Origin of the sequence: Halococcus salsus (assembly GCF_009900715.1) — an archaeon.
Lineage (GTDB): Archaea > Halobacteriota > Halobacteria > Halobacteriales > Halococcaceae > Halococcus > Halococcus salsus.
On sequence record NZ_JAAAJC010000001.1, the window covers coordinates 715,564 to 738,805 of the forward strand.

General features: G+C 67.8%; 23 protein-coding genes, 1 tRNA gene and 1 pseudogene. 18 read left to right on the top strand and 7 right to left on the bottom strand.

Annotation, left to right across the window (positions count from 1 at the left end):
- Positions 1 to 60: 60 nt before the first annotated feature.
- From GT355_RS03785 to GT355_RS03795, 3 genes are all read left to right on the top strand, one after another.
- Positions 61 to 1,401, top strand: coding sequence for an arylsulfotransferase family protein (locus GT355_RS03785; protein WP_160133397.1), 1,341 nt, complete (start codon positions 61 to 63; stop codon positions 1,399 to 1,401).
- Between the two features lie 88 nt (positions 1,402 to 1,489).
- On the top strand, positions 1,490 to 1,885 hold the full coding sequence (locus tag GT355_RS03790) for a hypothetical protein (RefSeq protein ID WP_160133398.1): 396 nt from the start codon (positions 1,490 to 1,492) through the stop codon (positions 1,883 to 1,885).
- A 139-nt stretch (positions 1,886 to 2,024) separates the two neighbouring features.
- The gene (locus GT355_RS03795; protein ID WP_120073644.1) at positions 2,025 to 2,210 is read left to right on the top strand and encodes a hypothetical protein; all 186 of its coding nucleotides are present in this window, start codon (positions 2,025 to 2,027) and stop codon (positions 2,208 to 2,210) included.
- A 9-nt stretch (positions 2,211 to 2,219) separates the two neighbouring features.
- Here the strand turns inward: GT355_RS03795 and GT355_RS03800 are convergent, their stop codons facing one another.
- Positions 2,220 to 3,566: a sulfatase family protein gene (locus GT355_RS03800; protein WP_160133399.1), complete on the bottom strand. Its 1,347-nt coding sequence runs from the start codon at positions 3,564 to 3,566 to the stop codon at positions 2,220 to 2,222.
- Between the two features lie 309 nt (positions 3,567 to 3,875).
- Between GT355_RS03800 and GT355_RS03805 the strand changes: the two genes are divergently transcribed.
- The 5 genes from GT355_RS03805 to GT355_RS03825 all read left to right on the top strand — a co-directional run bounded on the left by GT355_RS03805 (position 3,876) and on the right by GT355_RS03825 (position 10,984).
- On the top strand, positions 3,876 to 4,919 hold the full coding sequence (locus GT355_RS03805) for a glycosyltransferase family 4 protein (protein ID WP_160133400.1): 1,044 nt from the start codon (positions 3,876 to 3,878) through the stop codon (positions 4,917 to 4,919).
- On the top strand, positions 4,916 to 5,404 hold the full coding sequence (locus GT355_RS03810; RefSeq protein WP_120073650.1) for a GtrA family protein: 489 nt from the start codon (positions 4,916 to 4,918) through the stop codon (positions 5,402 to 5,404). The genes GT355_RS03805 and GT355_RS03810 overlap by 4 nt, the downstream gene beginning before the upstream one ends.
- Complete coding sequence (locus GT355_RS03815; RefSeq protein WP_160133401.1) at positions 5,397 to 7,433, top strand: DUF2079 domain-containing protein; 2,037 nt, start codon at positions 5,397 to 5,399, stop codon at positions 7,431 to 7,433. The genes GT355_RS03810 and GT355_RS03815 overlap by 8 nt, the downstream gene beginning before the upstream one ends.
- 13 nt (positions 7,434 to 7,446) lie before the next feature.
- Positions 7,447 to 9,459, top strand: coding sequence for a DUF2079 domain-containing protein (locus tag GT355_RS03820; RefSeq protein ID WP_160133402.1), 2,013 nt, complete (start codon positions 7,447 to 7,449; stop codon positions 9,457 to 9,459).
- A 64-nt stretch (positions 9,460 to 9,523) separates the two neighbouring features.
- Positions 9,524 to 10,984 carry an HPP family protein gene (locus GT355_RS03825; protein ID WP_160133403.1) on the top strand — a complete coding sequence of 487 codons (1,461 nt, stop codon included), beginning with the start codon at positions 9,524 to 9,526 and terminating at the stop codon, positions 10,982 to 10,984.
- Between the two features lie 437 nt (positions 10,985 to 11,421).
- Here the strand turns inward: GT355_RS03825 and GT355_RS03830 are convergent.
- Both GT355_RS03830 and GT355_RS03835 read right to left on the bottom strand, forming a co-directional pair.
- Positions 11,422 to 11,496, bottom strand: a tRNA-Thr gene (locus GT355_RS03830).
- Between the two features lie 67 nt (positions 11,497 to 11,563).
- Positions 11,564 to 12,538, bottom strand: a complete 975-nt coding sequence (locus GT355_RS03835; RefSeq protein ID WP_160133404.1) for a class I SAM-dependent methyltransferase — start codon at positions 12,536 to 12,538, stop codon at positions 11,564 to 11,566.
- A 169-nt stretch (positions 12,539 to 12,707) separates the two neighbouring features.
- Here GT355_RS03835 and GT355_RS03840 point away from each other — a divergent pair.
- The 4 genes and pseudogenes from GT355_RS03840 to GT355_RS03855 all read left to right on the top strand — a co-directional run bounded on the left by GT355_RS03840 (position 12,708) and on the right by GT355_RS03855 (position 15,961).
- A pseudogene (locus tag GT355_RS03840) lies at positions 12,708 to 13,135 on the top strand (pyridoxamine 5'-phosphate oxidase family protein).
- Between the two features lie 37 nt (positions 13,136 to 13,172).
- Positions 13,173 to 13,943 carry a diphthine synthase gene (dph5, locus tag GT355_RS03845; protein ID WP_160133405.1) on the top strand — a complete coding sequence of 257 codons (771 nt, stop codon included), beginning with the start codon at positions 13,173 to 13,175 and terminating at the stop codon, positions 13,941 to 13,943.
- A gap of 96 nt (positions 13,944 to 14,039) precedes the next feature.
- Complete coding sequence (locus tag GT355_RS03850) at positions 14,040 to 14,948, top strand: AEC family transporter (RefSeq protein WP_160133406.1); 909 nt, start codon at positions 14,040 to 14,042, stop codon at positions 14,946 to 14,948.
- A gap of 734 nt (positions 14,949 to 15,682) precedes the next feature.
- Positions 15,683 to 15,961 (top strand): hypothetical protein, encoded by a 279-nt coding sequence (locus GT355_RS03855; protein ID WP_160133407.1) that lies wholly within the window; start codon positions 15,683 to 15,685, stop codon positions 15,959 to 15,961.
- A gap of 52 nt (positions 15,962 to 16,013) precedes the next feature.
- Here GT355_RS03855 and artA read toward each other — a convergent pair whose 3' ends face one another.
- From artA to GT355_RS03875, 4 genes are all read right to left on the bottom strand, one after another.
- Entirely contained in the window at positions 16,014 to 16,940 is a 927-nt protein-coding gene (artA, locus tag GT355_RS03860; RefSeq protein WP_120070228.1) for an archaeosortase A, read from the bottom strand.
- Positions 16,941 to 17,037: 97 nt separating this feature from the next.
- Positions 17,038 to 18,849 carry a DUF7282 domain-containing protein gene (locus tag GT355_RS03865; RefSeq protein WP_240145704.1) on the bottom strand — a complete coding sequence of 604 codons (1,812 nt, stop codon included), beginning with the start codon at positions 18,847 to 18,849 and terminating at the stop codon, positions 17,038 to 17,040.
- 198 nt (positions 18,850 to 19,047) lie between these two features.
- Entirely contained in the window at positions 19,048 to 19,677 is a 630-nt protein-coding gene (locus tag GT355_RS03870) for a fibrillarin-like rRNA/tRNA 2'-O-methyltransferase (RefSeq protein ID WP_160133408.1), read from the bottom strand.
- Positions 19,664 to 20,506 carry an NOP5/NOP56 family protein gene (locus GT355_RS03875; protein WP_160133409.1) on the bottom strand — a complete coding sequence of 281 codons (843 nt, stop codon included), beginning with the start codon at positions 20,504 to 20,506 and terminating at the stop codon, positions 19,664 to 19,666. The genes GT355_RS03870 and GT355_RS03875 overlap by 14 nt, the downstream gene beginning before the upstream one ends.
- 151 nt (positions 20,507 to 20,657) lie before the next feature.
- Here GT355_RS03875 and GT355_RS03880 point away from each other — a divergent pair, with 151 nt between their 5' ends.
- From GT355_RS03880 to GT355_RS03905, 6 genes are all read left to right on the top strand, one after another.
- Complete coding sequence (locus GT355_RS03880; RefSeq protein WP_160133410.1) at positions 20,658 to 21,353, top strand: ferritin-like domain-containing protein; 696 nt, start codon at positions 20,658 to 20,660, stop codon at positions 21,351 to 21,353.
- A 115-nt stretch (positions 21,354 to 21,468) separates the two neighbouring features.
- Positions 21,469 to 21,654, top strand: a complete 186-nt coding sequence (locus tag GT355_RS03885) for an HVO_2753 family zinc finger protein (RefSeq protein ID WP_120070240.1) — start codon at positions 21,469 to 21,471, stop codon at positions 21,652 to 21,654.
- A 1-nt stretch (position 21,655) separates the two neighbouring features.
- Complete coding sequence (locus GT355_RS03890; RefSeq protein ID WP_120070243.1) at positions 21,656 to 21,922, top strand: elongation factor 1-beta; 267 nt, start codon at positions 21,656 to 21,658, stop codon at positions 21,920 to 21,922.
- Between the two features lie 52 nt (positions 21,923 to 21,974).
- Positions 21,975 to 22,265, top strand: a complete 291-nt coding sequence (locus GT355_RS03895) for a 50S ribosomal protein L21e (protein WP_120070246.1) — start codon at positions 21,975 to 21,977, stop codon at positions 22,263 to 22,265.
- Positions 22,262 to 22,618 carry an RNA polymerase Rpb4 family protein gene (locus tag GT355_RS03900; RefSeq protein ID WP_160133411.1) on the top strand — a complete coding sequence of 119 codons (357 nt, stop codon included), beginning with the start codon at positions 22,262 to 22,264 and terminating at the stop codon, positions 22,616 to 22,618. The genes GT355_RS03895 and GT355_RS03900 overlap by 4 nt, the downstream gene beginning before the upstream one ends.
- 42 nt (positions 22,619 to 22,660) lie before the next feature.
- Complete coding sequence (locus tag GT355_RS03905; protein ID WP_160133412.1) at positions 22,661 to 23,242, top strand: DUF655 domain-containing protein; 582 nt, start codon at positions 22,661 to 22,663, stop codon at positions 23,240 to 23,242.

Genomic DNA, 23,242 nt, shown 5'->3' on the forward strand with positions numbered 1-23,242 from the left:
GGGATCCCCGAGGCGAACCAATAACCCTAAGCCGGGCAACCTGTATTTCCCGGTACCGAAATGCCCTCCCTCTCGCGCCAACGTCTCGGGGTGGCCCTGGTCCTCGTCGCCGTCGTCGCCGTCGTGGGTTCGCTCGCGGTGAGCGCCGCCACCGGGCCGTCGACCGCCTCGAACGCCGACACCAACGATAGCGCCGACCGCGGCAAAACCGTCGTCGGGATGCAGGCCGCCGGCCGCGTCTCGATGTTCGACTCGAACGGCAGTCGACTCTGGACCTTCGGCACCCCCGACACCGACTACTTCGACGTCACGGTGCTCGACAACGGCTCGGTGCTCACGGGCTACATCACCGAAGGCGAACAGGAGTGCGGCCAGTACGAAGCCCCGTGTGCGCGGACGGGCTTCCAGATAATCGACCCCGGCCCCGACGCCAACCCCGACCCGCAGGTCACGAGCGAGTGGTCGTTCCCCGTTCCCGAGATGCTCAACAACGAGGTCCACGACGTCGAGCCGCTCCCCTCCGGCGAGTTCGTCATGACCGACATGGCGAACGAGCGGATCTTCACCGTCGCGCCGAACGGCACGACGACGTGGCAGTGGAACGCGAGCGAGCGCTACGACGCACCCGACGACCCCGTCAGCACCGACTGGCTCCACATCAACGACGTCGACCGGATCGGCGAGGGTCGGTTCCTGGTGTCGGTCCGGAACGCCAACCAGCTCCTGATCGTCCAGCGCGGTGAGGGCGTCGTCGACGTCATCAACGAGGACACCGGCGACACGGACGACGCGATCTGCAAGGAGAACAACGGTCTCCGCGACTTCAGCAACGACTCCAACGGCGACGTGCTCTGTGGCGACTCCGAGGTCATGAACCACCAGCACAACCCGCAGTACCTCGGACCGGACGCGATCCTGGTGGCCGACTCCGACAACAACCGGATCGTCGAACTCCACAACGAGAGCGGGAACTGGGAAGTCGCCTGGGGCGTCGACTCCTCGAACGACGTGGCCTACAGCTGGCCGCGCGACGCCGACCGCCTCCCGAACGGCAACACCCTGGTCACGGACTCACGACGGGACCGTGTCGTCGAGGTGGCCCCGAACGGCACCACCGTCTGGTCCACCGATACCGGGACGTGGCCGTACGAGGCCGAACGGCTCCCCTATCAGGAGATGGCCAACGACAGCGACCTCCCGCGGATGAACGCCAGCGGCGACGCCCCGGTCGTCGACGGGGGGAGCAGCATCCCGTACGTCGATGAGGCCTACGCCGGGCTCTCGTACGTGGTCTCGCTCCCGGTCTGGTTCGCCGCGTGGCACATCGCGGTCATCGTCGTCGGCCTGCTGCTCGCCATCGTCGGCCTCGGGCTGGTCTGGAGCGGGCGACGAGCGGCCTAAGTCGAACATTCCGCACTTTCGATACGAAACCACGAGTGAGTGACATCGATCGAACCACCTACCCCGCTAGCGTGACAATGACCGATACATGTCATCCGTCGATACGGACGAGAGACCCACGTCCATCACCGGTCTCGTTTCGGCCGCCGCTATCGGTTCGATGGTCTCCCTCCTGGCCGGCAGGGCGAGCGACGAGCAGTTCGAGACCGTCTCTCTCGGAATCCCCTTCACAGTCCTTCCGTTCACGTTGAGCTTCGTCCACGGGTCCCGTGGAGGAGGTTTCCGATCGGCGTTACTCATCGGGGCTACACCGGGCGTTACGTGCCTCGCCGTTCTCCTTTATCAGAGTGGCCGGGAGATGGAGAGCCAAGGCGACCTGACGTTCGCTGGCGGGGTCGCTCTCTTCGCTGCTTTCGGCGTCGTCGGGCTGGGGGCCGGGATCGTCGGTCAGTTGCTGGGGATGGTCGTCTCGCGTGTGACCTGATTCGATCGTCGACGAATGATTCGTCCCCATCGCAGTCGAAACCGGCTCGTACTCGTCGAAAACGCGGATACGGGTGGTATCTTCTACGCCGGGCACATGCAGGCCGGGTCATCATTACTGCGCCACCCCACCGTCCGGTATGGCAAGTGGAACGTATCCGACGAACGAGGACGGCTCGCCGGTGTGTGCCAGACCGACCCCCGACGGGGTCTGTCTTCACGAGGTCTCGGTTCCCGGCGCGCCGTGTGTCGACCACCGGGGCCACAGTCCGGTCGAAGCAGCGGCGGTCGTCTGGCGACCGCGCGACCCCGAGTGGAGCCTGTAGCGCCCCCGATTACTCCATGTAGCCGAGGTTCCGAAGCCGTTCCTGGACGTCGTCGTCGCGCTCGACACCGCCGGTGTCGGCGACGTCGATGCTGTCGAGCCGCTCGTCGAGCGCCGCCTGAAGATCGGCCCACTCCTCGCCGTCGGGGTCGGTGATGGGCGATTCCTCGCCGGGGTCGGCGTCGAGGTCGAAGCCCTCGATCCCGTCGGCGGTATAGATCAGCTTCCGCGCTGGAGTCCTGACGCCGACCTGGAGCTCGTCGGGGTCGAGCCGACCCGGCTGGGTCGGCGACGACGCGACCTCCGAGACCGCGTGCTCCGTGTCGATATCGTCGCCCTCGACCGCCGGCCGGAGCGACCGGCCCTGGTAGGAATCCGGGGCCTCGACGCCGGCGTAATCGAGGATCGTCGGTGCGATGTCGACGTGACGGACCTGGTCCTCGACGACCTCGGTGCTCGCGCCGCCGGGCGGGCGGACGAGGAACGGGACGTGGACGAGTTCGTCGTAGAGGGCGGGCTCGTGACCGACCTGGCCGTGTTCGAACAGCGCCTCGCCGTGGTCGGCGGTGACGATCACGAGGGTGTCGTCGTCGACGGCTCGGAGGAGCTTGCCCACCTTCTCGTCGGCGTGGCGGACCGACGCGGCGTAGAGCCCACGGATGACCTCGCGCTCGCGTTCGGAGAACGACTCGGGGTCGTGTTGAGCGCGGGTGACGAGCTGGGAGGGCGTGGTGTCGGTCTCGGGGACGCCGACGGCCTCGCGGTGGTGTTTCGGCGGGGTGTAGGGCGCGTGGGGTTCGAGGAGGTGCGTCCAGACGAAGGCCTCGTCGCGGGCGTCTTCGAGCGCCTCGCGTGCGACCTCGATCTCGGCGGCGTCGCCCGTCACCATCCGCAGTGGGCCCTGCACGTAGCGGTAGGCCGACTGGACCGCGCGGTACACGGGACTATCGAGCGAGAAGTTCTCGAGGAGGAACTGTCGACCCCGCTCCAACCCCGGGAGCCCGAACTCCCCCACATCACGATAGTCGTCGTAGCCTCGGCCGTAGCCGTATTTCTCGCCGAGCCACGGGTTGGCGTGTGCGCCGACGCAGTGCCAACCGTTTCGCGAGAGCGCCTCGCTGACCAGGGTTCGCTCGCTGCTCAGCTCCTCGTAGCCACCGTAGTCGAGCGGGAGCGCCGACGTGAACACCGCCGGGAAGGCGTAGGGCGTCGCCGGGCCGTGGCTCACGGCCTCGGAGAACACGGTGCCCTGTTCCGCGAGGCGGTCGAGGTTCGGGGTGTGTTCGCCGACCGATCCCGGCATGAACGAGGCGTGGTCGGCACGCCACGCGTCGATGGTGAGCAGCAGCGTCTTCATTGTCCGATCCGCTCGCTCGTGGGTGAACTGTTTTACTATTCGGTGGCGTCCCCCGACGGTCGAGATGGGTCTCCACACGCCGGGATAGACGTGTGATCACACACCGAACGCACGATGGGGGTCCAACGGCAGGATCGCCCGAAACCGTCGTTTTCGTTGGTCTGACCGCCCGAGGTTCCGATAGGCAATACTTAATTGGCTCCGGTCTGTTCTTTCGCGCAATGATTTCGTCCTCCGCCGAGCGCCCTCTTCGTTCCACTGGACCACGACGACGAACGGAATCCCGCGAAACCCGTCGCCCGTTCTGAGATGTCCGGCACACGCGTCGTTCTGTGTCCGCACCTCTCGGTCGAACACTACCGCGGCGGCGAGAAGTGGGTCTGCTCGCTCGCCAACCGCCTCAACGCCGACGGCGTCGACGTCTCGGTTCGCGCCCTCCCCTACGCACCCGGTGGCGAGCGCCGCGTCGCGGTGCGCGACGTGCTCGACCCCGACATCCCCTATCGCGAGGCCTGGCACCACGACCTCTCGGCGTTCGACACCGCGTACATCTTCTACAACCCCCTCTCCGAACTCTTCTTCTCCGGCGGCGGCACCCGGATAGCGGGCGTCCACTCCTGGGTGTTCGTCTCGCGGAAGCTCTACGAGGCCCACTACGGCACGGTGCCCACGGCGGTCAAACTCCTCTATCGGACCGTCGGCAAACACGACCTCTCGCGGTTCGACGTCGTCCACTCCGTGACCCCGGCCTACGACTCCCCGCACCCCAACACGGTCCACATCCCGAACTTCGTCGACACCGACCGGTTCTCGCCCGACAACGCACCGCTCGACGACGAGTTCACCGTCCTCACGACCGCCGCCCACATTCGCGAGAAAGGCTGGGACACGATACAGGACGTGGCCGAACGCCTCCCGTCGAACGTCCGAGTGGTGACGACCGGCGAGGGAGCGGGGGAGGTCGAAGGGCTCGGCTTCCTCGACGAGGACGAACTCGCCGCGGCCTACGCCCGCGCACACGTCGTCCTCCACCCCGCCCGGGTCGACACCGACAGCATGGTGATCAACGAGGCCTGCGCCTCCGGCACCCCCGTGGTGACGACCCCGCTCTCGACCCACGTCAGGGAGAACGAGGCGGTGCTCCAGGCCGAAACCCCGCGCGGGATGGCCCACGCGATCGCCCTCCTGCACAGCGAGTGGGCACACGACGACGGCTACGCCGAGCGGTGTGACCGCGCCCGCGCGGAGGGCGAGTCCCACGCCATCGAAGCGGTCTACCCCAAACTCAAGGACCTGCTGCTCTCACCACCGACCCGCGAACGTGGCGGTGACCGAACGGAGGTCCACGCGTGAGCGTGCTCGACGAGGTCCGCGAGCGTTCGCTGTTCGACCCACAGAACAAACGGCTCGTGATGTATCTCGGCGTCGGAGCCGTTGGCATGGTGATAAATCAGGCTATCACCATCGGCTTGCCCAGGTTCGGGATCGCCCCGGTGCTCGCGGGACTCATCGCACGTATCGTGAGTACGCTCTCGAACTACGTGATGAACGACAGCGTGACGTGGCGCGGTCGCGGGGCGGCGGGCTTCGGTCAGTGGTGCTGGCGCGGCGTGAAGTACGTCGCGACCCGGCTCGTCGGGATCGCCATCGGGACGGCTGGGTTGTTCGTCTTCTATGAGATCTTCGGTATCCCGCTGTTCTGGGCGAACCTCCTCTCGATGGCGCTCGGCCTGCTCTGGGGCTTCGGTGCGAGCGAGAAGTGGGTCTGGAGTACGGAGGACTCCTCCTGGTCGTTCGACACCGTGAAGCAGTACTTCGGCGAGGACAAACGTGAGTAGGCTCTCGGAATCGATCGGCCGCGAGACGGGCGAACGGTCGTTCACCGACCGCGTGACCGACGCGCTGCCGGCCCGCAACGACCCGACGTGGCTGGTCGTCCTGCTCGCGCTAGCGCTGTTCGTCGGCTTCTCGATCTACACCTCGCTCCAGCACTTCCGCTTCGCCACCACGGGGGCCGACCTCGGGGCCTACACCCACATGTTCAGTTCGACGCTCAACGGCGAGGGCTGGCTCGACAACGGCAAGTACCGCGTCGAACTCCTCTCGTCGTCGTACTGGGGCGCGCACTTCTCGCTGACGCTGCTCGCCTTCATCCCGCTGTTCGCGCTGGTGCCCTCGGTCTACACCCTCCTGGTCGTGAAGTGCTTCGTGCTCGCCGCGAGCGTCGTGGTGCTCTGGGTGCTGGCCCGCGACCGGCTCGGTGCCCGTCTCGGCGGGGTCGTGACGCTCTCGTACGCGTTCAACCCGTTCCTCTGGTCGGCGTGGTCGTTCGACTTCCAGGAGCAGATCCTGATCCCACCCCTCCTCTTCGCGGCCTACTACTGCTATCGGAAGGACCGAACCGTCGCCTTCCTCGTCCTCTTCCTGCTGGTACTGTTCACCAACGAGTTCGTGATCTTCCCCGCGATCGGCTTCACCGCAGGGCTCGCGGTCGCGGCGCTCCTCGCGGGTCGGGCACGCGAGAAGGCCCCGGCCATCGTCGGCGCGGTGGTCGCCCTCGGGGTGGCGCGGTTCGTCTCCAGCACCGTGATCGAACACTTCAGTCGGGCGAGCGGGCTCCCGGTCTACGTGATCGCTGAACCCCTCCAGGCGTACGTCCAGGGCGCGACGCGGGTGTCGATCCTCGACCTCCTCGGCGTCGTGCTCACGAACCCCACCGTTCTGATCGATTCGGCGACGTTCGCGGTCGAGGACAAACTCCTCTTCTTCGCGGCGTTCATGCTCCCCGTCCTCTTCCTCGCGCTGTTCGACGAACTCTCGCTGTTCGCGCTCGGTCCGTACCTCGGCTTCGCCTGGATCTTCACCGGCGCGTCGAAGGCGGTCTACTTCGAGTTCGGTGCCCACTACCCGCTCTACCTCCTGCCGTTCGTCTACATCGGAGTCATCCACCTCCTCGCGCGGCTCTCGACCCGGTTCGGGGGGGTCTCGATACCGTCGCGGGCGGCGTTCTCGGGGGTCGCCACCGGCGTGTTGGTGCTCTGTCTCGTCGCGGGCATCGCCTCCGGCGGCGGTCACTTCAGCGCCCCGCCGCCGGCCGACGAGGACCACGATGCCGTCCTCCAGACCGCCATCGACTCGATACCGGCGGACGCGACGCTGCTCGCCCAAAACGACATCTACCCTCACGTGGCCACCCGTCCCAACGCGACCTTCATCGTGAGCCAGCCGACGTTCGAGGCCTACGAACAGCGATACGGGCCGGTCTCGCCGGAGTACGTCCTGGTCGATACGAACCTCAACCCGGACGCGTCCTGGGGGCGAACCGTCCAGCGGAGCTTCGGCGAGCGACTCGGCGACGAGTACGGACTGCTTCGCTACCAGGACGGCGTCCAAGTCTACCAGCGTGGCTACGAGGGGCGGACCTACGGGGTGACACAGCGTGACCCGAGCCCGCGGGTCTACGACGCGAGCGAGTTCGCGAGCGAATCCGCGACCGAGGCCGGGACCGAGGAGAACGCCACCCTCGTGAGCGAGGAGGGCTCCTCGGGCGATTACATCTGGTTCGGTCCCTACGACACCCTCGCGCCGGGCGAGTACACCGCGACCTTCCGGGTCAACGTCTCCGGCGACGGCGACGACCCCGTACTGCTGACGCAGGTCGCCGGCGGCGAGGACCACGCGGAGATCGCGAACACCACGGTCGCTCCCGGCGACGGCTGGCAGAACGTCTCGGTGCCGTTCCGCCTGACCGAAAGCACCTCGGAGCTCGAGTACCGCGGGGTCAGACGGGGCGAGGGTCGGGTCGTGTTGGACCGGGTGGAGATATCCTACCCGGAAACCGCAAACACCACGGAGGGTGGGGCGTGATGGAGGAGCAGGCATGAGCACCGCCGACCGCGTCAGGACCGCCGTCGACCGCCGGGTTCCCGAGCGGGGGGACCCGGCGTGGTACGTCCTCGGGTTCGCCCTCCTGCTCTTCGTCGGGTTCTCGGTCTACATGTCGCTGCTCTACCGGAGCTACTGGCTCACAGGCGCTGACTTCGGGACCTACGTCCACATGTTCGCACAGACGGTCGGGGGGAACGGGTTCCTCGAACAGGGCAAGTACACCGCCCGCGGGCCCGAGAGTTCCTACTGGGGCGGCCACTTCACCGCCACCCTGCTCGGGTTCCTCCCGCTGTACGCCCTCGTGGAGTCCCCGTACACCCTCATCGTCTCGAAGGCGTTCGTGCTCGCGGCCAGCGTTCCGATGTGCTGGAAGCTCGCGCGCGACCAGCTCGATAGCACGTGGATCGCGGGGCTGGTGACCGCCTCCTACGCCCTCAACCCCTTCTTCTGGAACGCGTGGCTCTTCGACTTCCAGGAACAGATCCTCCTGCCGATCCTCCTGTTCGCCGGCTACTACGCCTACACCAAGCGCCGGTACGTCACGTTCGTGGTCTTCCTCACGCTGGTGTTGTTCACCAACGAGTTCACCGCGATCCTCGTCGGCGGTTTCCTGGTGGCGCTCGCGGTCATCGCCTACCGCGGGAACCGCCTCCGACAGGAGGCACCCATGCTCGGTGTCAGCGCCGTCATCCTCGTCGTCTCCCGGATCATCGCGGGCTGGGCGATAGGGGTCTACACTGACTCCTCGGGTCTGCCGACCGACGTCGTCTCGCCGGCGTTCCAGGCCTATATCACGGGCTCGCGGGTCACGATCGGCAACCTCGTCGGCATCCTGTTCGCCAATCCCTCCCTCTTCGTCGACGCCGTCGCGATCGACCTCTTCGACAAGGTGGTCTTCCTGGTCCTCCTGCTCCTGCCGGTGTTGTTCCTCGCCGTGGCCGACGAGGTCACGGTGCTCTCGTTGGTTCCCTTCCTCGGGTTCGCGTGGGTCTTCGCCGGGCGCGACGTCTACTACACCTTCGGCGCACACTATCCCTTCTACCTCCTGCCGTTCGTCTACATCGGGGCCATCAGAGTGCTCTCGCGGGTCGACCTCTCGCGACGGCCCGAGTTCGACACCGACGCGTGGTGGAACACGACCCGTGGGATGCTCTCCGGGCTGTTCGCGGTGATCCTCGTCGTGAACCTCGCCGTCGGGGTGGCGATGGGGGCCGAGAAGGACGCCGTCCCGCGCGGCGGCGACGACGTCGAGACGATCAACGAGGCGATCGAGGTGGTCCCGGAGAACGCCTCGCTGATCACCCAGAACGACATCTTCCCGCACGTCGCCACCCGCGACAACGTCACCTTCACCGCGAACCGCACGCTCTACTATCGGTACCAACGCGAGAACCCCCCGCCGCAGCCAGAGTACATCCTGATGGACACCGACCTCGAAACCCAGGGCATCGAGTGGTCACAGCCGTTGCGAACGATCTTCGAGGGCCAGCTGGGTGACGAGTACGGTCTCTACGCCTACGACGACGACGTCTGGGTGTTCAAGCAGGGCTACACCGGCACGACCCGCGGTATCGGCGGCGACTACGGGTTCGACCCCAAAACCTACGAGCTCTCGGACATCATCCGAAACGAGGCGATCATCATCGACGGCCAGCTCGTCGGCACCGGCGGCCAGGACGGGACCTACTACTGGTACGGTCCGGGGGCGATGCTCCCGCCCGGCGACTACACCGCGACCTTCCAGGTCAACGCCACGAGCACCGGCGACCAGCCCGTCGCCACCCTCGAAGCCGCGACCGGAGCGACCCCCCGGCCGATCGCGACCGAGAACGTGACGAGCACCGACGGCCTCACGAACGTCACCGTCGACTTCTCGCTCGACAGCGTCGAACCGAACGTGGAACTCCGGGCGAAGCGGGCCGGTGGCACGGGCCGGCTCGCCTTCGAGAACGTCACCGTCTCCGCCCGGAACGACACCCCGAACGCGTCCGCGACGCGCGGGTAGTTCGACCCGGACGACGGCGGGGCGATGAGGAAACACATTTTCCGCTTCGCCGCCTCCTGTTGGTATGTTCGATGACGCGCGGGCGTACCTCCGCGCCGCGCTTTCGCGGTCCCGGCGGTTCGAGCGCCGGGAGGTCCACGATTTCCGCCGGTGGATCGAGAGCTCCAGAAACCTGATCCACCTCTCCGTCCTGTTGTTCGTGCCGCTCTTAGTTGGCCTCGTGACGCTGATCTCGAACGTCGCCGACCTCTCCTTCCTCCTCTTTCCGCCGCTGGCCGCCGGCGCGTATCTCCTGTTCGCCCACCCCGAGGAGCGCTACGCCGCCCCCTGGCGGTTCGTCTCGGGGTTGACCACCGGGGCGGCGTGTGGGTGGATCGCGGTCGCGACCCTCTCGGAGTTCTACTACAGCGCCGCGGCGGCCCAGCACATCCACGCCAGCGGTGCGGCGCTCGCGATGTTCCTGACCGGGGCGGCGACGTGGGCGTTCGACATCGAGGAGCCGGCGGCGTTCTCGACCGCGCTCCTCGCGGTCGTCGAACGGGCCTCGGGGTTCACCTACGTCGTCTCCATTGCGGTGTCGAGCATGATCGTCGCGGGCGTGTTCCTCGTCTGGCACCGCCACGTCTACTCCCACCGGGCCCGCTACCTCTACCAGTCGACGAAGGGCGACGACCACGTCCTCGTGCCGATGCGTGGCGACCACGCCGACGCCACCGCGATGTTCGGCGGTCGCCTCGCCGCCGCCCACGACGCCGGCAAGGTGGTGCTGTTCGACCTCGTCGACCCCGACGAGACCGGGGCGAGTGCCGCGGAACCGGACGCCGACGGACGAACCGTCGCCACCGACGGTGGGACGAACCCCGACGCACCGGCGTCGACGAAACCCCACGCCGGCCGGCTCGAACGGTGTGCGGACGCCGTCGAGACCACCGTCGGGGTGCCGTGCGAGGTCGTCGTCGCCCAGCGCGGCTCCGAACCATCCGCCAAGACCACGCTCAGGACCGCACGCGAGTCGAACTGCGACCTGGTCGTCACCCCCTACGAGGAGGGTGACGGGGGGCTGTCGTCGTTCGTGACCTCGCTGTTTCGAACCGATATGGACGTGGTGGTCCACCGGTCGATCGACGGACGGACCGAGTGGGGGCGGATCCTGGTGTCGGTCCGGCGGGCCAGCGACGTCGCCCGAAGTATGCTCGATTTCGCGTGCCGGCTCGCGAGCTCGTCGGGACGGATCGGGGTCTGTCACTGTATCTCGACGGCCGCCGAGCGCCGCGACGCCGAGAGCATGCTCGCCGACCTCGTCGAGACCTTCTCGACCCGCATCGAGACCCGGGTGGCACACGGCCCTGCCGAGGACTTCCTCGCGGCCGCCTCGTCCCACACCGACCTCGTGATGCTCGGGGCCAGCACCGACCGGAGCACCGTCTCGCGGTTGCTCGCGCCGGCGACGTTCGAACGGCTCCACGACATCGAGTGTGACGTGGCGATCGTCGACCGTCGGTACCGACCGCTCGACCACAACTGACATCCTTCTCGCAAAAGGCGGGGACCAAGGGGCGTGGTCCGCTGCGTGGCATCTCGGAGAGTGCGTCGAACCCTCCATCCCGTTGTTCAGCACCCTGGTATAAACACTTTCGTGTCATGGCAGAACGCTATACGGTTTCGCTGTACGTCGCGTTCGGACCGTTTTCGGCGGCGCTCGCGGTCTTCTACCGAGCAAAATTGTGCGATACCGACGGGAAATCGGGGTGGTTCCGAACCCGATTCAGACCTGTATCTCGTTCTCGCAGTGCGTACAGGGGATTCGGTCCGCAGCACCGGAGTCGTCGTATTCGGTCTCGTTCCCACATTCGTCGCAGGTCACGGTTGCCATGTCCACTCGTTCCGTGTCGTGGTCACATAGCCCTTCTACCGGCTTGTGCAAACTGGTCGATGTGTGGTTTCCGACGAGAAACGGTGAGAAGCCGGTGGGGGGATTTGAACCCTCGGCCTAATCCTTACGAAGGATTCGCTCTAGCCAGTCTGAGCTACACCGGCGCGTTTCAACTTCGACTCACCACGGCTATAATCGTTGCGAATCCGACCGACGATCCGGCCCCGCGACTCACGCCCGGAGCCGGATGTCGAGGCAGACGTTCTGTTCGTGGGGGGCGTACGACCGGACCGTTCGCCGGGTTTCGACGGTGACCTCGTAACCCTCGGCGGCCGCGCGGATGGCGCGCTCGCCGGGTCCGAACGGGTCATCTTCGTGCTGGATGTCGTAGTAGTGGATCGTACAGTCGTCGCTCGCGAGCGCGACCGCGGTGTCGAGGAACGCGTCGGCGGAGTGCGGGAGGTTCATCATGATCCGGTCGGCGCGAGTGTCGTCGCCGGCGACCTCCCGAACGTCCCCCTCGATGGCCGTCACGCGCTCCGTGACGTCGTTTCGTCGGGCGTTCTCCCGGAGATACTCGACCGCGACGGGGTTCAGGTCGATACCGACGACGTCCGCGCCCTGCTTCGCGGCGGGGATCGCGAACGGGCCCACGCCGGCGAACATGTCGACGACCCGCTCGTCGGCGTCGACCTGCTGGGTCACGCGGTGGCGCTCGGTGGCGAGGCGCGGCGAGAAGTAGACCTCGGCGATGTCGAGGGCGAACGAACAGCCGTACTCGCGGTGGACGGTCGTCGTTCCGTCGCCGGCGAGCACCGCCCAGTCCCGGGTCCGGAACTCGCCGGTGACCTTCGAGGCGCGGTTCGCGACCGTCGCGACCGGGAGCGAGGAGTCCATCACCGCGGTCGCGATCCGCCTCGCGCGTTCGATGTCGTCCTCGTGGAGCAGGACGATCTCCCCGAGGCGTTCGTAGCTCGGTTCGAAGCCAAGCAGGTCCGCGGGCATGACTTGGGTCTCGCGGGTGGGCACGTCGTGGGTGACGACCGCGTACTCGTCCGCGACCGCGGTCGCGTCCGTCACCGGGAGGTAGATCCGGCCGTCGGCGACGGTGATCTCGTGGTCGTGGTCGAGGAGTCCGCGGTCGTCGAGGCGTTCGCGGGTCTCCTCGCCCGCCTCGCGTGCGACCCGGACACACGGTACCTCCATACGCCGGAACTCGACCGCGGGTGGGCCTAAGCGTGGCGCTTCGTCGCCGAAAGCGTCATCCTCGGTTCTCGCCTCTCGGTCCCCATGAGGGAGCCCGAACCACCGGCGAACACCACCCGCGAGCGGCCACACCACCCGCGAACGGCCACACACCGAATCCAGCTACGGGATCCCCGAAGGCGAGGACGGGCTCCTCCCGTGGGAGTTCGTCGCGACACGGCTCCGAGAACACCGAACCGTCTGGCTCTCGACGACCCGCCCGGACGGCACCCCACACGCCAGACCCGTCTAGGGCGTGTTCGTCGACGGGACGTTCTACTGCGGCGGTGGCGAGCGGACGCGGTGGGTGCGGAACCTCGCCACGAACCCTGCGGCCGTCGTCCACGGCGAGAGCGGCGACGAGGTCGTCATCGTCGAGGGCACCGCCAACCGGATCGACGACGGGACCGGCAACCCAGGTCTCGTCGACCGACTGAACGCCGCCTATCGGGAGAAATACGGATCGAACACGGCACGCCCTTCTTCGCCATCCGTCCCGAGCGCGTGCTGGCGTGGCACGACTACCCGGACGACGCGACCCGATGGACGTTCGCGTAACCGGGTTTCTTAATCCGTCCGCCTCCCGAGTCGGGTCATGCTCACCTTCGTCGGCCTCGGACTCTACGACGAGCGCTCGATAACCATCGAGGGCCGCGACGCGCTCCACGACGCGGACCGGGCGTTCGTCGAGCGCTACACCTCGACCCTCGGCGGGGCCAGCGTCGCCGACCTCGAAGCCTACCACGATGTTGAGATCGAGACCCGGGACCGCGCGGGCGTCGAACGCGACCCGACGGCGATTCTCGACGCGGCCGAGACCGAGGACGTCGTCTTCCTCGTCGTCGGCGACCCGATGGTCTCGACCACGCACGTCGACCTCCGGCTCCGCGCCCACGACCGCGGTATCGAGACGCGAATCGTCCACGGCACGACCGCCCAGACCGCCGCGAGCTCGCTCACGGGTCTCCAGAACTACCGCTTCGGCAAGGCTACAACCGTGCCGTTCGCCTACGGCGACCGCCCGATCCCCGAGAGCGTCGTCGACACGATCGACGACAACCGCGACCGGGGGCTCCACACCCTCTGCTATCTCGATATCAAGGCCGCGGAGGACCGCTATCTGACCGCGAGCGCCGCCGCCGACCGCCTCGCGCCCGCCCTCGAGGACGCCATCGGGGTGGTCGTCGCACGGGCCGGGAGCCCGGAGCCACAGGTCGCCGCCGACACGCTCGCCCGACTCGCCGACCGCGAGTTCGGCGACCCGCTCCACCTCCTCGTGATTCCGGGGGTCCTCCACGACCTCGAACGCGAGGCGTTGTCGGCGCTCGCGAACGCGCCCGACCGGCTCTTCGCCGACGGCTCGTAACGGTCGGTCCGACCGGAGCGATCGTCCAGTATCGACCGGTACAGACCGTGAGGCGAACCCGAACCTTCAAATTCGCCGAGCGGCCCCGGTGGTTGTATGAGCGTCCTCCTCCGGCTGGCATCGCTGCTCGCGTTGCTGGTGGCGGGGGCGGGCCTCCGGATGGGCGGCGTGCTTGACGACCGGCGTGCCGACTGGCTCAACGACGCCGCCTACTACGTCGCGCTCCCGGCGCTGATCTTCGTCTCGACCTACTCCCGCTCGGTGAGCGAGATCCTCTCGCCCGCGCTGGTGGTCGGGGTGTTCGTCGTCTTCTTCGGGACCGTGGCGGTCGCGTTCGTCGTCCACCGTCGCCACGACGCGAGCGCCAGACGGAGCGTCGCGACGGTGCAGTCCTACCACTCGAACCTCGGCTATCTCGGCGTCCCGCTGGTCGCCGCGACGTTCAACGACCACGTCACCGCCGCCGCGAGCGCGATCCTCGGGATGGTCTCGCTGGTGCAGATCCCGCTGACGGTGTTCGTCCTCTCGTCGATCAACGGGGCCGACACCACGCTTCGGCACGAGGTCCGTCGGATCCTCACCACGCCAGTGCTGATCGCGCTGGTCGCCGGTCTCGGCGTCGGCTCGCTCGGGATCCCGGTTCCCGGTACGGTCGCCGGCGGGCTCGACCTCCTCGGCCAGTTCGCGCTCCCGCTGGCGTTGCTGTGTGTCGGCTCGTCGCTCGAGATCGACCTTCCGGCGGTGGACGTCGGCGCGGTCGCCGGGGTCGTCGGCCTCAAGATACTCCTGATGCCGGCGCTCGCGTGGGCGGTCTTCTCGACCCTCCACGCCGACACCGCGACGTTCACCGCCGGCGTCGTGATGTTCGCGACCCCTACGGCGGTCTCGACGTTCGTCTTCGCCAACGAGCTCGGCGGCGACGAGGCGTTCGCCTCGCTCAACGTCTTCCTCACCACGCTGATCTCCATGGGGTCGCTGTTCGTCTTCCTCACCGTGCTCGGGTGAAATAGCCAGATCTGTCAGCTCGTGTTCGTTCGTGGACCTGTCACGCTATCGCGTCCCGCAGTAGTTTTATTACTGACACTCGAATCGGTCATAGTACGTCATCCGCCCGGCGCTGCGCCGGGCACGAGGTGACACCGACCGACGATGACCCGCATTCCACACGACTGGTGTGCTTTCGACGGCACACCCACGTCCGGCACGCCCTCGGATACCTGCCGGAACGGCAATCGCGGTTCCCCGGTGACGGGACGCGGTGGAATGCGGGCTGACTCGGTCACGGTCCACCTCGCGCAGTTCGTCCCCACCCGGTCCGCGTAGGCCACCCGGTTTCGAACCCACGCGGCCGGTTTCTCTCGCCATCGACCGGCGAGCGAAGCCTCGAAGTGTCGGGGAGGACTGCGGCGTTCTCGCCTGCTTCCTGTCGTGACTGGGTCCCGGACCGGAGCCGCGCGGCCGTTCGGGCCGACTGTCCGATGACGGATCGGTCCCGCCCTCGACGGAGACGGTTCCTCGACGGCGGGACGAACGCACCGCCCCGCTCGATCCGGGATCGACCCCCTGCCTCGATGTCGGGGGAGGGCTCGGTCCCTCACCAGCCCGCGACCACGAACCGGCGACGACTCGCTGCCGGTTCGCGACGGCGCAGTGGTCCCGTGAGAGGCATCGCTGTGTCGTCCGAGGGTCGCGGGCGGGTCGAGCGGGGCCGCACGAACGACGCACCCGACGGAGAATCCATGCAACGAACCGACGACTCGACGCTCGAATCGAACGCGACGAACGACTGGCGCGTGGGCGCTGCCCGGCGAGCCACGGCAGCCGAGCGCCACACGAGAGCGCTGGCAGTCGTGGTCCTCACGGCCGGCCTCGGCTGGCTGGCGACGGTCGCGCTCACCGCTCCCGGCGTGGCCGCGCTGCTCGCCGCGTTCGCGTGCCTGCTGACCCTGCCGGTCGTGCTGCCCTACGTGGTCGTGCGCGCGGTCACGGCGGTCCTGCGGTATCGGGAGGGTCGGTGAGCGGCGCACCCGGCGCTCCGCCCACTACCGGGTCGAATACGGCTACTTCGGGTCAGCCGAGCTGTCCGCGGAGGTCGTACTCGGTGCCGGTGGCCATGAAGAGCACGTCCTCTATCACTACCATCACCTCGGGGAGCTCTCGGACCACGATCCAGGTGATGGCGACCAGCGCGACCACCGAGAGGCTCTGGGCGAGCACGCGGTCCGCGACGAAGTACGAGACCTTGTAGGGGTCGTCGGTGCCGAAGACCGTCATCACGAGGTTCGGGAAGACGTCGAACTTCTGGAGGCCGAACCCGAGCCCGATGAAGACGTTTCGGACGAGGTTCAGCCCGTAGATCACGGGGATCGAGACTGCGAGCGCGCGGAGCTTGCGCGAGAGCGGGGCGTCGGCCGCCGCGATCAGCCCCGCGAAGATCGCCATGCTGCCGATCCCGGTACACGCGATCAGGATGGTGTAGGTGATGGTGTGGCCGTCGGTGACGAACCAGAAGGTGCTGTGGTAGTCGGGGTGACCGCCGCTCGGGACCATCGTGCCCGGAACCACCGTGGGGTCGGCCCCCAGCAGCCCCATCAGGAAGGCGGTCTGGGCGGTGACGGTCTCGATCAGGAACTCCGTCAGGACCGGGATCGACTCGAACGGGAAGAAGACGACCCCCATCGCGGCGACCGCCCGCGAGAGCACGAACAGCGAATCACGGCCGCGGGCGAGCAACAGCCCCGCGTAGAGGCTCGCCGGCACCGCGACCAGCGTTCCGATCCCCTCGATGATGCTCTTCTGGACGAACGCGAAGTGATGGAACACCGAGAACCAGAACGCGGCGAAGACCACCCACCCCGCGACCGTGACGGGTCGTGCGAACCGGCTGTCGCGCCACGCGAGGAGCGCGCCGGCGACGAAGGTCAGAACCGACAGCCACGCGAGCGCGTCGGCGAACCGACCCACCCACGCGAGCGCCGAAAGCACCGCGTCGATCATTCACCGGTGGTAGGTCGATGCGGGCAATAGGTGTTGTCGTTTTCGCCACCACGACCATCCCCTCGCGCCGGCGTCATTCCTGCCGCTCCAACTCGTCTCAGCGCACGCGCCACGCGACCAGGCCCGCGACCAGCACCGCGAGAACGGCGACTACCGGGCCGAGACCGGGGCCGGTCTCGTCCGTCGTCCCGGCTCCCATCGTCGTCCCCTCTTTGTCGCCGCCAGCCGTCGTAGCCACAAGCGTCCCCGTCGCGTTCGGGGCGGTCGACGCGTTCGCGCCTGTGTCCGCGCGCTGGGTGGTCTCCACGACGGTCGCCCGCGCGCTCGCCGCCACCGGGGTTCCGTCGACGGTGTACGGGCGGTCCTGGGTCCCGTTCGCGCTCGCGAAGTCGTAGACCTGGTTCTCGTTCGAGTCGGTGTGGACCACCGCGCGTACCCGAGCGTCGTCGTCGAGCGGTTGGTCGAGCTGGACGGTCACGTTCCGGCTGGTGCCGTTCTCGAGGTAGCTCGACACCCCGACGAGCCGTTCGGCGGTGCCGTTCGAGGCGTTGACGACCACGAAGCCGCCGGCGGGCAGCGTCACGCTGTCGAGGCGGATCGTCTCGCCGCCGGTGGTCTGGTCGGCGAGCGACACCGCGGCGGTTCCGCCGGCGCTGTCGGTCGACTGGCTCGCCCGGACGATCGTGCTCGTACTATCGCTGGTGTTGAGCGGCCCGGTGGCCTCGACCATCACCGGCGTTCTGGCCCCGACCTGCGAGAGGTTGAACGTCGCGGCGAAGCTCCCGTTGGGCTTCACCCGTGTGGTGTTGGTCTTGACGAACGAGTCGGAGGCGTTCCGCTGGAGGCGGACCGTCACCTCGCTGCCGGGGGCGACGCTCGTCGTTCCCCGCACCGTCTGATTGGTGTCGGCCGAGAGCGAGAGCGCCCCCAACCCGAGTTCGGCCCCGACCACGGTGACGTTCGCTGAGACGGTTCGGTCGTCGCCCGCGAAGCCCTCGCTGCCGTTGAGCGTGAGCGCGGTTTCGAACTCGTCGCCCGCGGCGAGGCTCCCGTTCTCGAAGACCGCCGTGGTGGTGTTGACGTTGACGTAGAGCACGTCGTTCCCACCGTCGGGGATCACCCGTATCGAGTCGTTTTCGAGGCTCCGTGCCAGGTCGAGGCGTTTGGGCGGTCGGTTGGTCTCGGGGTTGGTCTGCACCATCGAGAAGTCGAGCGTCCCGGTCTCGACGAGCGTCGAGAAATTCGAGGCCGCGAGCACACCGTAGACCCCGGAGACGCGGAACTGGTTCACCGCGACGTCGCCGTTCGCGACCGAGTCGGTCGTCGTGACCCGGCCGGCGTTGACCGCGGTGGCCACGTCGCGCGCGGTGGTGATGTTGTCGAAGCTCGCCGCCGGCGCGGTCCACGTCGCGAGGTCGCCGTCCGTCCGACCCATGAGCTCGAGCGACGCGGTGTCGGTCTCGCGACCGTCGACCGCGACCGAGAGGTTGTACGTGCTGACTTCGAGCGGGGCGTCGAGCGGTTCAGTGGTGCGGTTCGTCTCGGTCACGGTGTCGTTGCCGGCGCGGTAGACCTCGCTCTCGTTTTCCCCCGTCCCCGCGAGATAGGTGTTCATGCGCAGCGTGACCTGCCCGTCGCCGTCGGTGTCGTTGACCGTGACGTTGGTCGCGTAGTTGACCGCCCCGCTCCCGACCGTGACGGTCGCGCTCGTCGTCCCTGCGAGGGTCACCGGGATCGCGGCGATATCGCCGCGGTGCTCGGCGACGGTCGAGCGGTTGAAGGTCGCGGTTTCGGTCGCGTTACCGGCGTTCTGTGCGCTCGTCGGGAGGGCCATCACGCCGGCGACCGTCGCGAGAACGACCAGCGCGACGAGCGCCGCGCCGATCCGACGGCGTCGTGGGCTCGTCACGGTCGGTCCGCACGGTGACCGTCGGCGGTTCCGCGATTCGCGGCTCCCGGCTGCAGCGGCTGCTGGTCCGTGGACTGGCGATCGGGGGGCAGTCGTGGCATCATTCGTCGGCGTCTGCCTCGAAGGAACTACCCATCTGGTAAGTGCTTTGTGGTGGGGGGAGCCGGCTCCCAAAACAGCGGACGGCGAAGCGACGGGTCAGCGCGGCTCGGCGACCACGGCGAGGTGGTCGGCGTGGAACGGGTCGAGCCGTTTCGTCTCGAGGACCCGATACTCGTTCCGGAGGTGGTCGAGCGCGTCCTCGAAGACCGCCTCGGGGTCGCGGACGGTGTCCTCGCTTCGGGCCTTGACCACCGCGGCCAGCCGGCCGTCGTCGGCGAGGAACCGGCGGTTCGCACACGCGACGCGCGCCTGCCCCCGGGTTGCCACGTCCTGAACGAGTACGTCGAGGTCGGCCTCGACGACGTGACCGTAGCTCGCGGGTTTTCGCGCGTCCTTCAGGAGCGGGACCAGGGCATCGCGTGTCCCGGCCACGTCGACGAGGTCGCGCATCGGGCGGGCGGCGAACTCGACCGCGTAGACCACCCGCGCGACGTCGGCGACGTGGCTCGCGGTGGTGCCGTTCGCCGCGCCGAGGTAGAGTACCCGGTCGCCGTTCTGGAGTCCGGGCTCCATCCCGCGTTCGTACATCGCGCCGAGTTTCGAGCGCCGGGCGTCCCACGCGCGCCAGCCCTCGGCGGTCGGTTCGCCGTACACCGGTTCGCCACGGGTCGCGAGGCGCTCCTCGCCGTCGAATTCTCGATACTCGATCCCTTCAGGCAGATCCATCGGTAGCCTCCGTATTGCTTCTGATCTGGGCGATCCGGTCGGCCAGTTCGTCGTCGAGTGCGGGCCGGCGGTCGCCGGCGTAGTGGTCGATCCGGGCGGCGATCGTGAGCTTCCCGGCGAGCGCCCGCGCCGCCGACCCGCGTTTCTCGGGCCGGGTCCCGCGGACGGACTCGTGGACGTAGATCACGCCGTGTTTCGGCGAGGGGGCGGTCCCCCGAAGGTGGGCGAACAGGGCCTCCTCCGCACCGAGGAGCTGGACGGTGCTGCTCGACGTCCTCGCCAGCGATTTCAGCCCGCCGGCGAGCGAGAGGAGGCGGGCCGCGAGCGTCGGTCCCGCGAGCGCCGTGAGGTTCGGGGCGACCGCCGGGAGGGCCCGTTCGAGGAACGTTTCGAGCGCGGCGCGTTCGTCGTCGAGCGCGACCGCGCGACCCGCGAGCGACCGGACCCGTTCGCCCGTGGGGTCGTCGGCGTCCTCGTGGGCGAGTTCGCGGCAGAACTCGACCCCGGTTCCCGCGTCGTCCGAGCGGCTCCCCGCCCACTCGGCGACGCGTTCGGCGAGTTCGTTCGCCATCCGTTCGGTGTCGTCCATCGCGCGAATCGCGTGGATGACCTGGCGGTCGTCGGCGCGCTCGCGTTCGGTCGCGGCCGTCCGGGCCGCCTCGGTCGCCGTGTCGTGGAGCGTCGCGTAGTAGTCGTCCTCGTCGGCGACGAAGCCGTCCTCGACCGCCAGTGCGGGCCAGTCGGCCGGTTCGTCCGCGCTCCCGTCGCGGATGCGGTCGCGGGTCGCCGGGTCGTCGGGCGCGAGCCCCGCGAACCATCCCTCTGTCATGGGATGGGTTGCGAACTCGCGCGCAAAAGCCGTCCGGTTCCCCCGATGGGCCGTGGGCCGTCCAATTCAGGGCGAATTTGGGTGTATTTGTGGCATACTTTCATGTACTGATCCGGCGGATGATAGCCGTGCGGCGACGCACGTGACTCAAATGACAGACGAAAACACCGTACGTGAGGAGTCCGACGGACCGCTCGATTTCTTCGAGACGATGACCGAGAAGCTGGGTTCGCGCCGAAAGTTCATGGGCGACGCCGCGAAGGTCGGCGTCGGTGCCGTCGCGCTCTCGGCCGTGGGGGCCGGGACCGCGAGCGCTTTCCACGAGTCCAGCGACGTCGACATCCTGAACTACGCGCTGACGCTCGAACACCTCGAAGCCACCTACTACGCTGAGTTCCTCGAAGAGCACTCCGAGAGCGACGTCGAGGGCTCGGCGGTGGCCCAGTACTTCGCCCGCCCCACCCTCCGGTACTCGCTCTACCAGCAGATCGAGGACGTCGCGGACCACGAGGCCCAGCACGTCGACGCGCTGAGCCAGACCATCTCCGACCTCGGCGGCACGCCCGTCGAGGCTGCGGAGTACACCTTCCCCTACGACTCGATGGAGGAGTTCGTTGCCCTCTCGGACCGCATCGAGGCGGTCGGCGTCTCGGCCTACGCGGGTGCCGCGCCGTACATCGAGAACGACGACGTGCTCGCGGCGGCGCTCTCGATCCACAGCGTGGAGGCCAACCACTCGACGTTCTTCAACGTCCTCAACCTCCAGCGCGCCGCGCCGAACGCGTTCAACCCGGCCCGCGACAAGGACCAGGTGCTCGGCATCGTCACGCCGCTCATCGACTCGTAGAACCGTTCACCCACCGATTTTTTGGTCGTTACACCCGCCAGCAGTGCCGTCGCCGTCACGGCTCCGGTCCGCGCGGTTTCGACAGGATTTAACCCGCGGGTACACACGTCCCGGTATGAGTCAGAGCGATGCCGACGGTACGCCCGCGCGGACCTGTGTCTCGTGTGGGACCAACATCTCCGGGACCAACGCCGCGAAGTTCCCGTGTCCCGACTGTGGCCACCAGATCTACCGCGACGCCAACTGCCGCAAGCAGAGTACCCTCTACGAATGCCCGCGGTGTGGCTTCACGGGGCCGTAAAATGGGGAAAGTCGCCGCGAAACTCAAGGTGATGCCCGAAAGTCCCGACGTCGACCTCGACGACCTCCAGGACGAGCTCGAGGAGAGCCTGCCGGAGGGCGCGAAGATCAACGGTTTCGAACGCGACGACGTCGCCTTCGGGCTGGTCGCGCTGCTCCCCACCGTCATCGTCCCCGACGACGCGGGCGGGACGGAGTCCGTCGAGGAGGCCTTCGCCGCCCTCGACCGTGTCGAGAGCGTCGCGGTCGAGAACGTCGGCCGGATCTGAGCGACGGGAGAACGCACGTTTTATGGCCGCCGACGCATAACCCGGTTCTACCATGCCCAACTCCAAGGGACCCCTCAAGAAGACCCGGAACAAGCTCTCGAACGACCCGCGCGACCGCGGCACCTCGCCGCCCCAGCGCGCCATCGAGGACTTCGACGAGGGCGAGCGCGTCCACCTTCGTCTCGACCCCAGCGTTCCCGACGGTCGGTTCCACCCCCGATTCAACGGCCACACCGGCGAGGTGCTCGGTCGACAGGGTCGGGCCTACCGGGTTCGGATCAACGACGGCGGCAAGGACAAGACCCTGATCGCGATCCCCGCCCACCTCCGCCGCCAGGAATGACGATATTCAAGCGGAAACTCGACGAGGAGTACCTCACGCTCGCCGAGACCAAGGAGCTCCTCGCCGACATCGAGGCCGAACGCGCCGCCGACCCCGACCGAGAGCTGCGCTACGAGCTCCACCGCGCGATCGAGCACGTCAACCGGTTCTCCGAGCTCACGGTCGAGGAGTCCCAGGAGTTCGTCGACGAACTCGACGACTTCGAGAAGATCGACGAGCCCACGGCGTACAAGATCGCGAACCTCAAACCCGCCAACCGCGACGAGCTCCGCGCGGTGTTCGCCCAGGAGCGCTACTCCCTCTCGGGCGACGAGCTCGACGAGGTGCTCGACGTCGTCGCTCGGTACGCCTGAGCCGGCGCGAATTTAAGTGCGTCCTCGGCGTACGGGAGCGGCATGAGCGACGCCAAACAGAGCGGTGATACGGACGACCGCCGTGTCGTCGTGCTCGACCTCCTCCCGAACGGCCGCGCCGACGACGACCGCCCGCCCAATCGGAAGTCCCCGATCGCCTACTGTCTCCGTGAGACCGATTTCTCGCTCGTCGAACTCACGCTCGCCGGCGAGACCGACATCGGTTTCAGCGACCGGGTTCGCCCCGACCACGAGGGCGTCGAGCGCTTCCGGACCGTGACCTTCGAGGACGTCTCGAGCGCCGCGCGCTCGGAACTCGAGTACGCCGTCGAGGACCTCATCGACCGCGAGGAGACCCGGTTCGTCGACTTCTACAACGACGCCCAGCCGATCAGCCTCCGGCTCCACCAGCTCAACCTCCTCCCGGGGATCGGCAAGAAGCTCCGAAACTCGATCCTCGACGAACGGAAACGAACCCCGTTCGAGAGCTTCGACGACCTCGAAGAGCGTGTCGCGGGCCTCCACCGCCCGAAGGAGATCCTCGTCGAACGGATCCTCGAAGAGCTCCGGGACGAGGACCTGAAATATCGGATCTTCGTGGGGCGCGAACCGGTCGAGGAGTGA

Coding starts and splice junctions, on each gene's coding strand:
- GT355_RS03905 (WP_160133412.1), top strand. CDS start 22,661: ATGAGCGACGCCAAACAGAGCGGTGATACGGACGACCGCCGTGTCGTC.
- artA (WP_120070228.1), bottom strand. CDS start 16,940: ATGATCGACGCGGTGCTTTCGGCGCTCGCGTGGGTGGGTCGGTTCGCC.
- GT355_RS03880 (WP_160133410.1), top strand. CDS start 20,658: ATGACAGACGAAAACACCGTACGTGAGGAGTCCGACGGACCGCTCGAT.
- GT355_RS03835 (WP_160133404.1), bottom strand. CDS start 12,538: ATGGAGGTACCGTGTGTCCGGGTCGCACGCGAGGCGGGCGAGGAGACC.
- GT355_RS03870 (WP_160133408.1), bottom strand. CDS start 19,677: ATGGATCTGCCTGAAGGGATCGAGTATCGAGAATTCGACGGCGAGGAG.
- dph5 (WP_160133405.1), top strand. CDS start 13,173: ATGCTCACCTTCGTCGGCCTCGGACTCTACGACGAGCGCTCGATAACC.
- GT355_RS03895 (WP_120070246.1), top strand. CDS start 21,975: ATGCCCAACTCCAAGGGACCCCTCAAGAAGACCCGGAACAAGCTCTCG.
- GT355_RS03785 (WP_160133397.1), top strand. CDS start 61: ATGCCCTCCCTCTCGCGCCAACGTCTCGGGGTGGCCCTGGTCCTCGTC.
- GT355_RS03855 (WP_160133407.1), top strand. CDS start 15,683: ATGCAACGAACCGACGACTCGACGCTCGAATCGAACGCGACGAACGAC.
- GT355_RS03795 (WP_120073644.1), top strand. CDS start 2,025: ATGGCAAGTGGAACGTATCCGACGAACGAGGACGGCTCGCCGGTGTGT.
- GT355_RS03790 (WP_160133398.1), top strand. CDS start 1,490: ATGTCATCCGTCGATACGGACGAGAGACCCACGTCCATCACCGGTCTC.
- GT355_RS03820 (WP_160133402.1), top strand. CDS start 7,447: ATGAGCACCGCCGACCGCGTCAGGACCGCCGTCGACCGCCGGGTTCCC.
- GT355_RS03885 (WP_120070240.1), top strand. CDS start 21,469: ATGAGTCAGAGCGATGCCGACGGTACGCCCGCGCGGACCTGTGTCTCG.
- GT355_RS03890 (WP_120070243.1), top strand. CDS start 21,656: ATGGGGAAAGTCGCCGCGAAACTCAAGGTGATGCCCGAAAGTCCCGAC.
- GT355_RS03825 (WP_160133403.1), top strand. CDS start 9,524: ATGTTCGATGACGCGCGGGCGTACCTCCGCGCCGCGCTTTCGCGGTCC.
- GT355_RS03800 (WP_160133399.1), bottom strand. CDS start 3,566: ATGAAGACGCTGCTGCTCACCATCGACGCGTGGCGTGCCGACCACGCC.
- GT355_RS03850 (WP_160133406.1), top strand. CDS start 14,040: ATGAGCGTCCTCCTCCGGCTGGCATCGCTGCTCGCGTTGCTGGTGGCG.
- GT355_RS03875 (WP_160133409.1), bottom strand. CDS start 20,506: ATGACAGAGGGATGGTTCGCGGGGCTCGCGCCCGACGACCCGGCGACC.
- GT355_RS03805 (WP_160133400.1), top strand. CDS start 3,876: ATGTCCGGCACACGCGTCGTTCTGTGTCCGCACCTCTCGGTCGAACAC.
- GT355_RS03900 (WP_160133411.1), top strand. CDS start 22,262: ATGACGATATTCAAGCGGAAACTCGACGAGGAGTACCTCACGCTCGCC.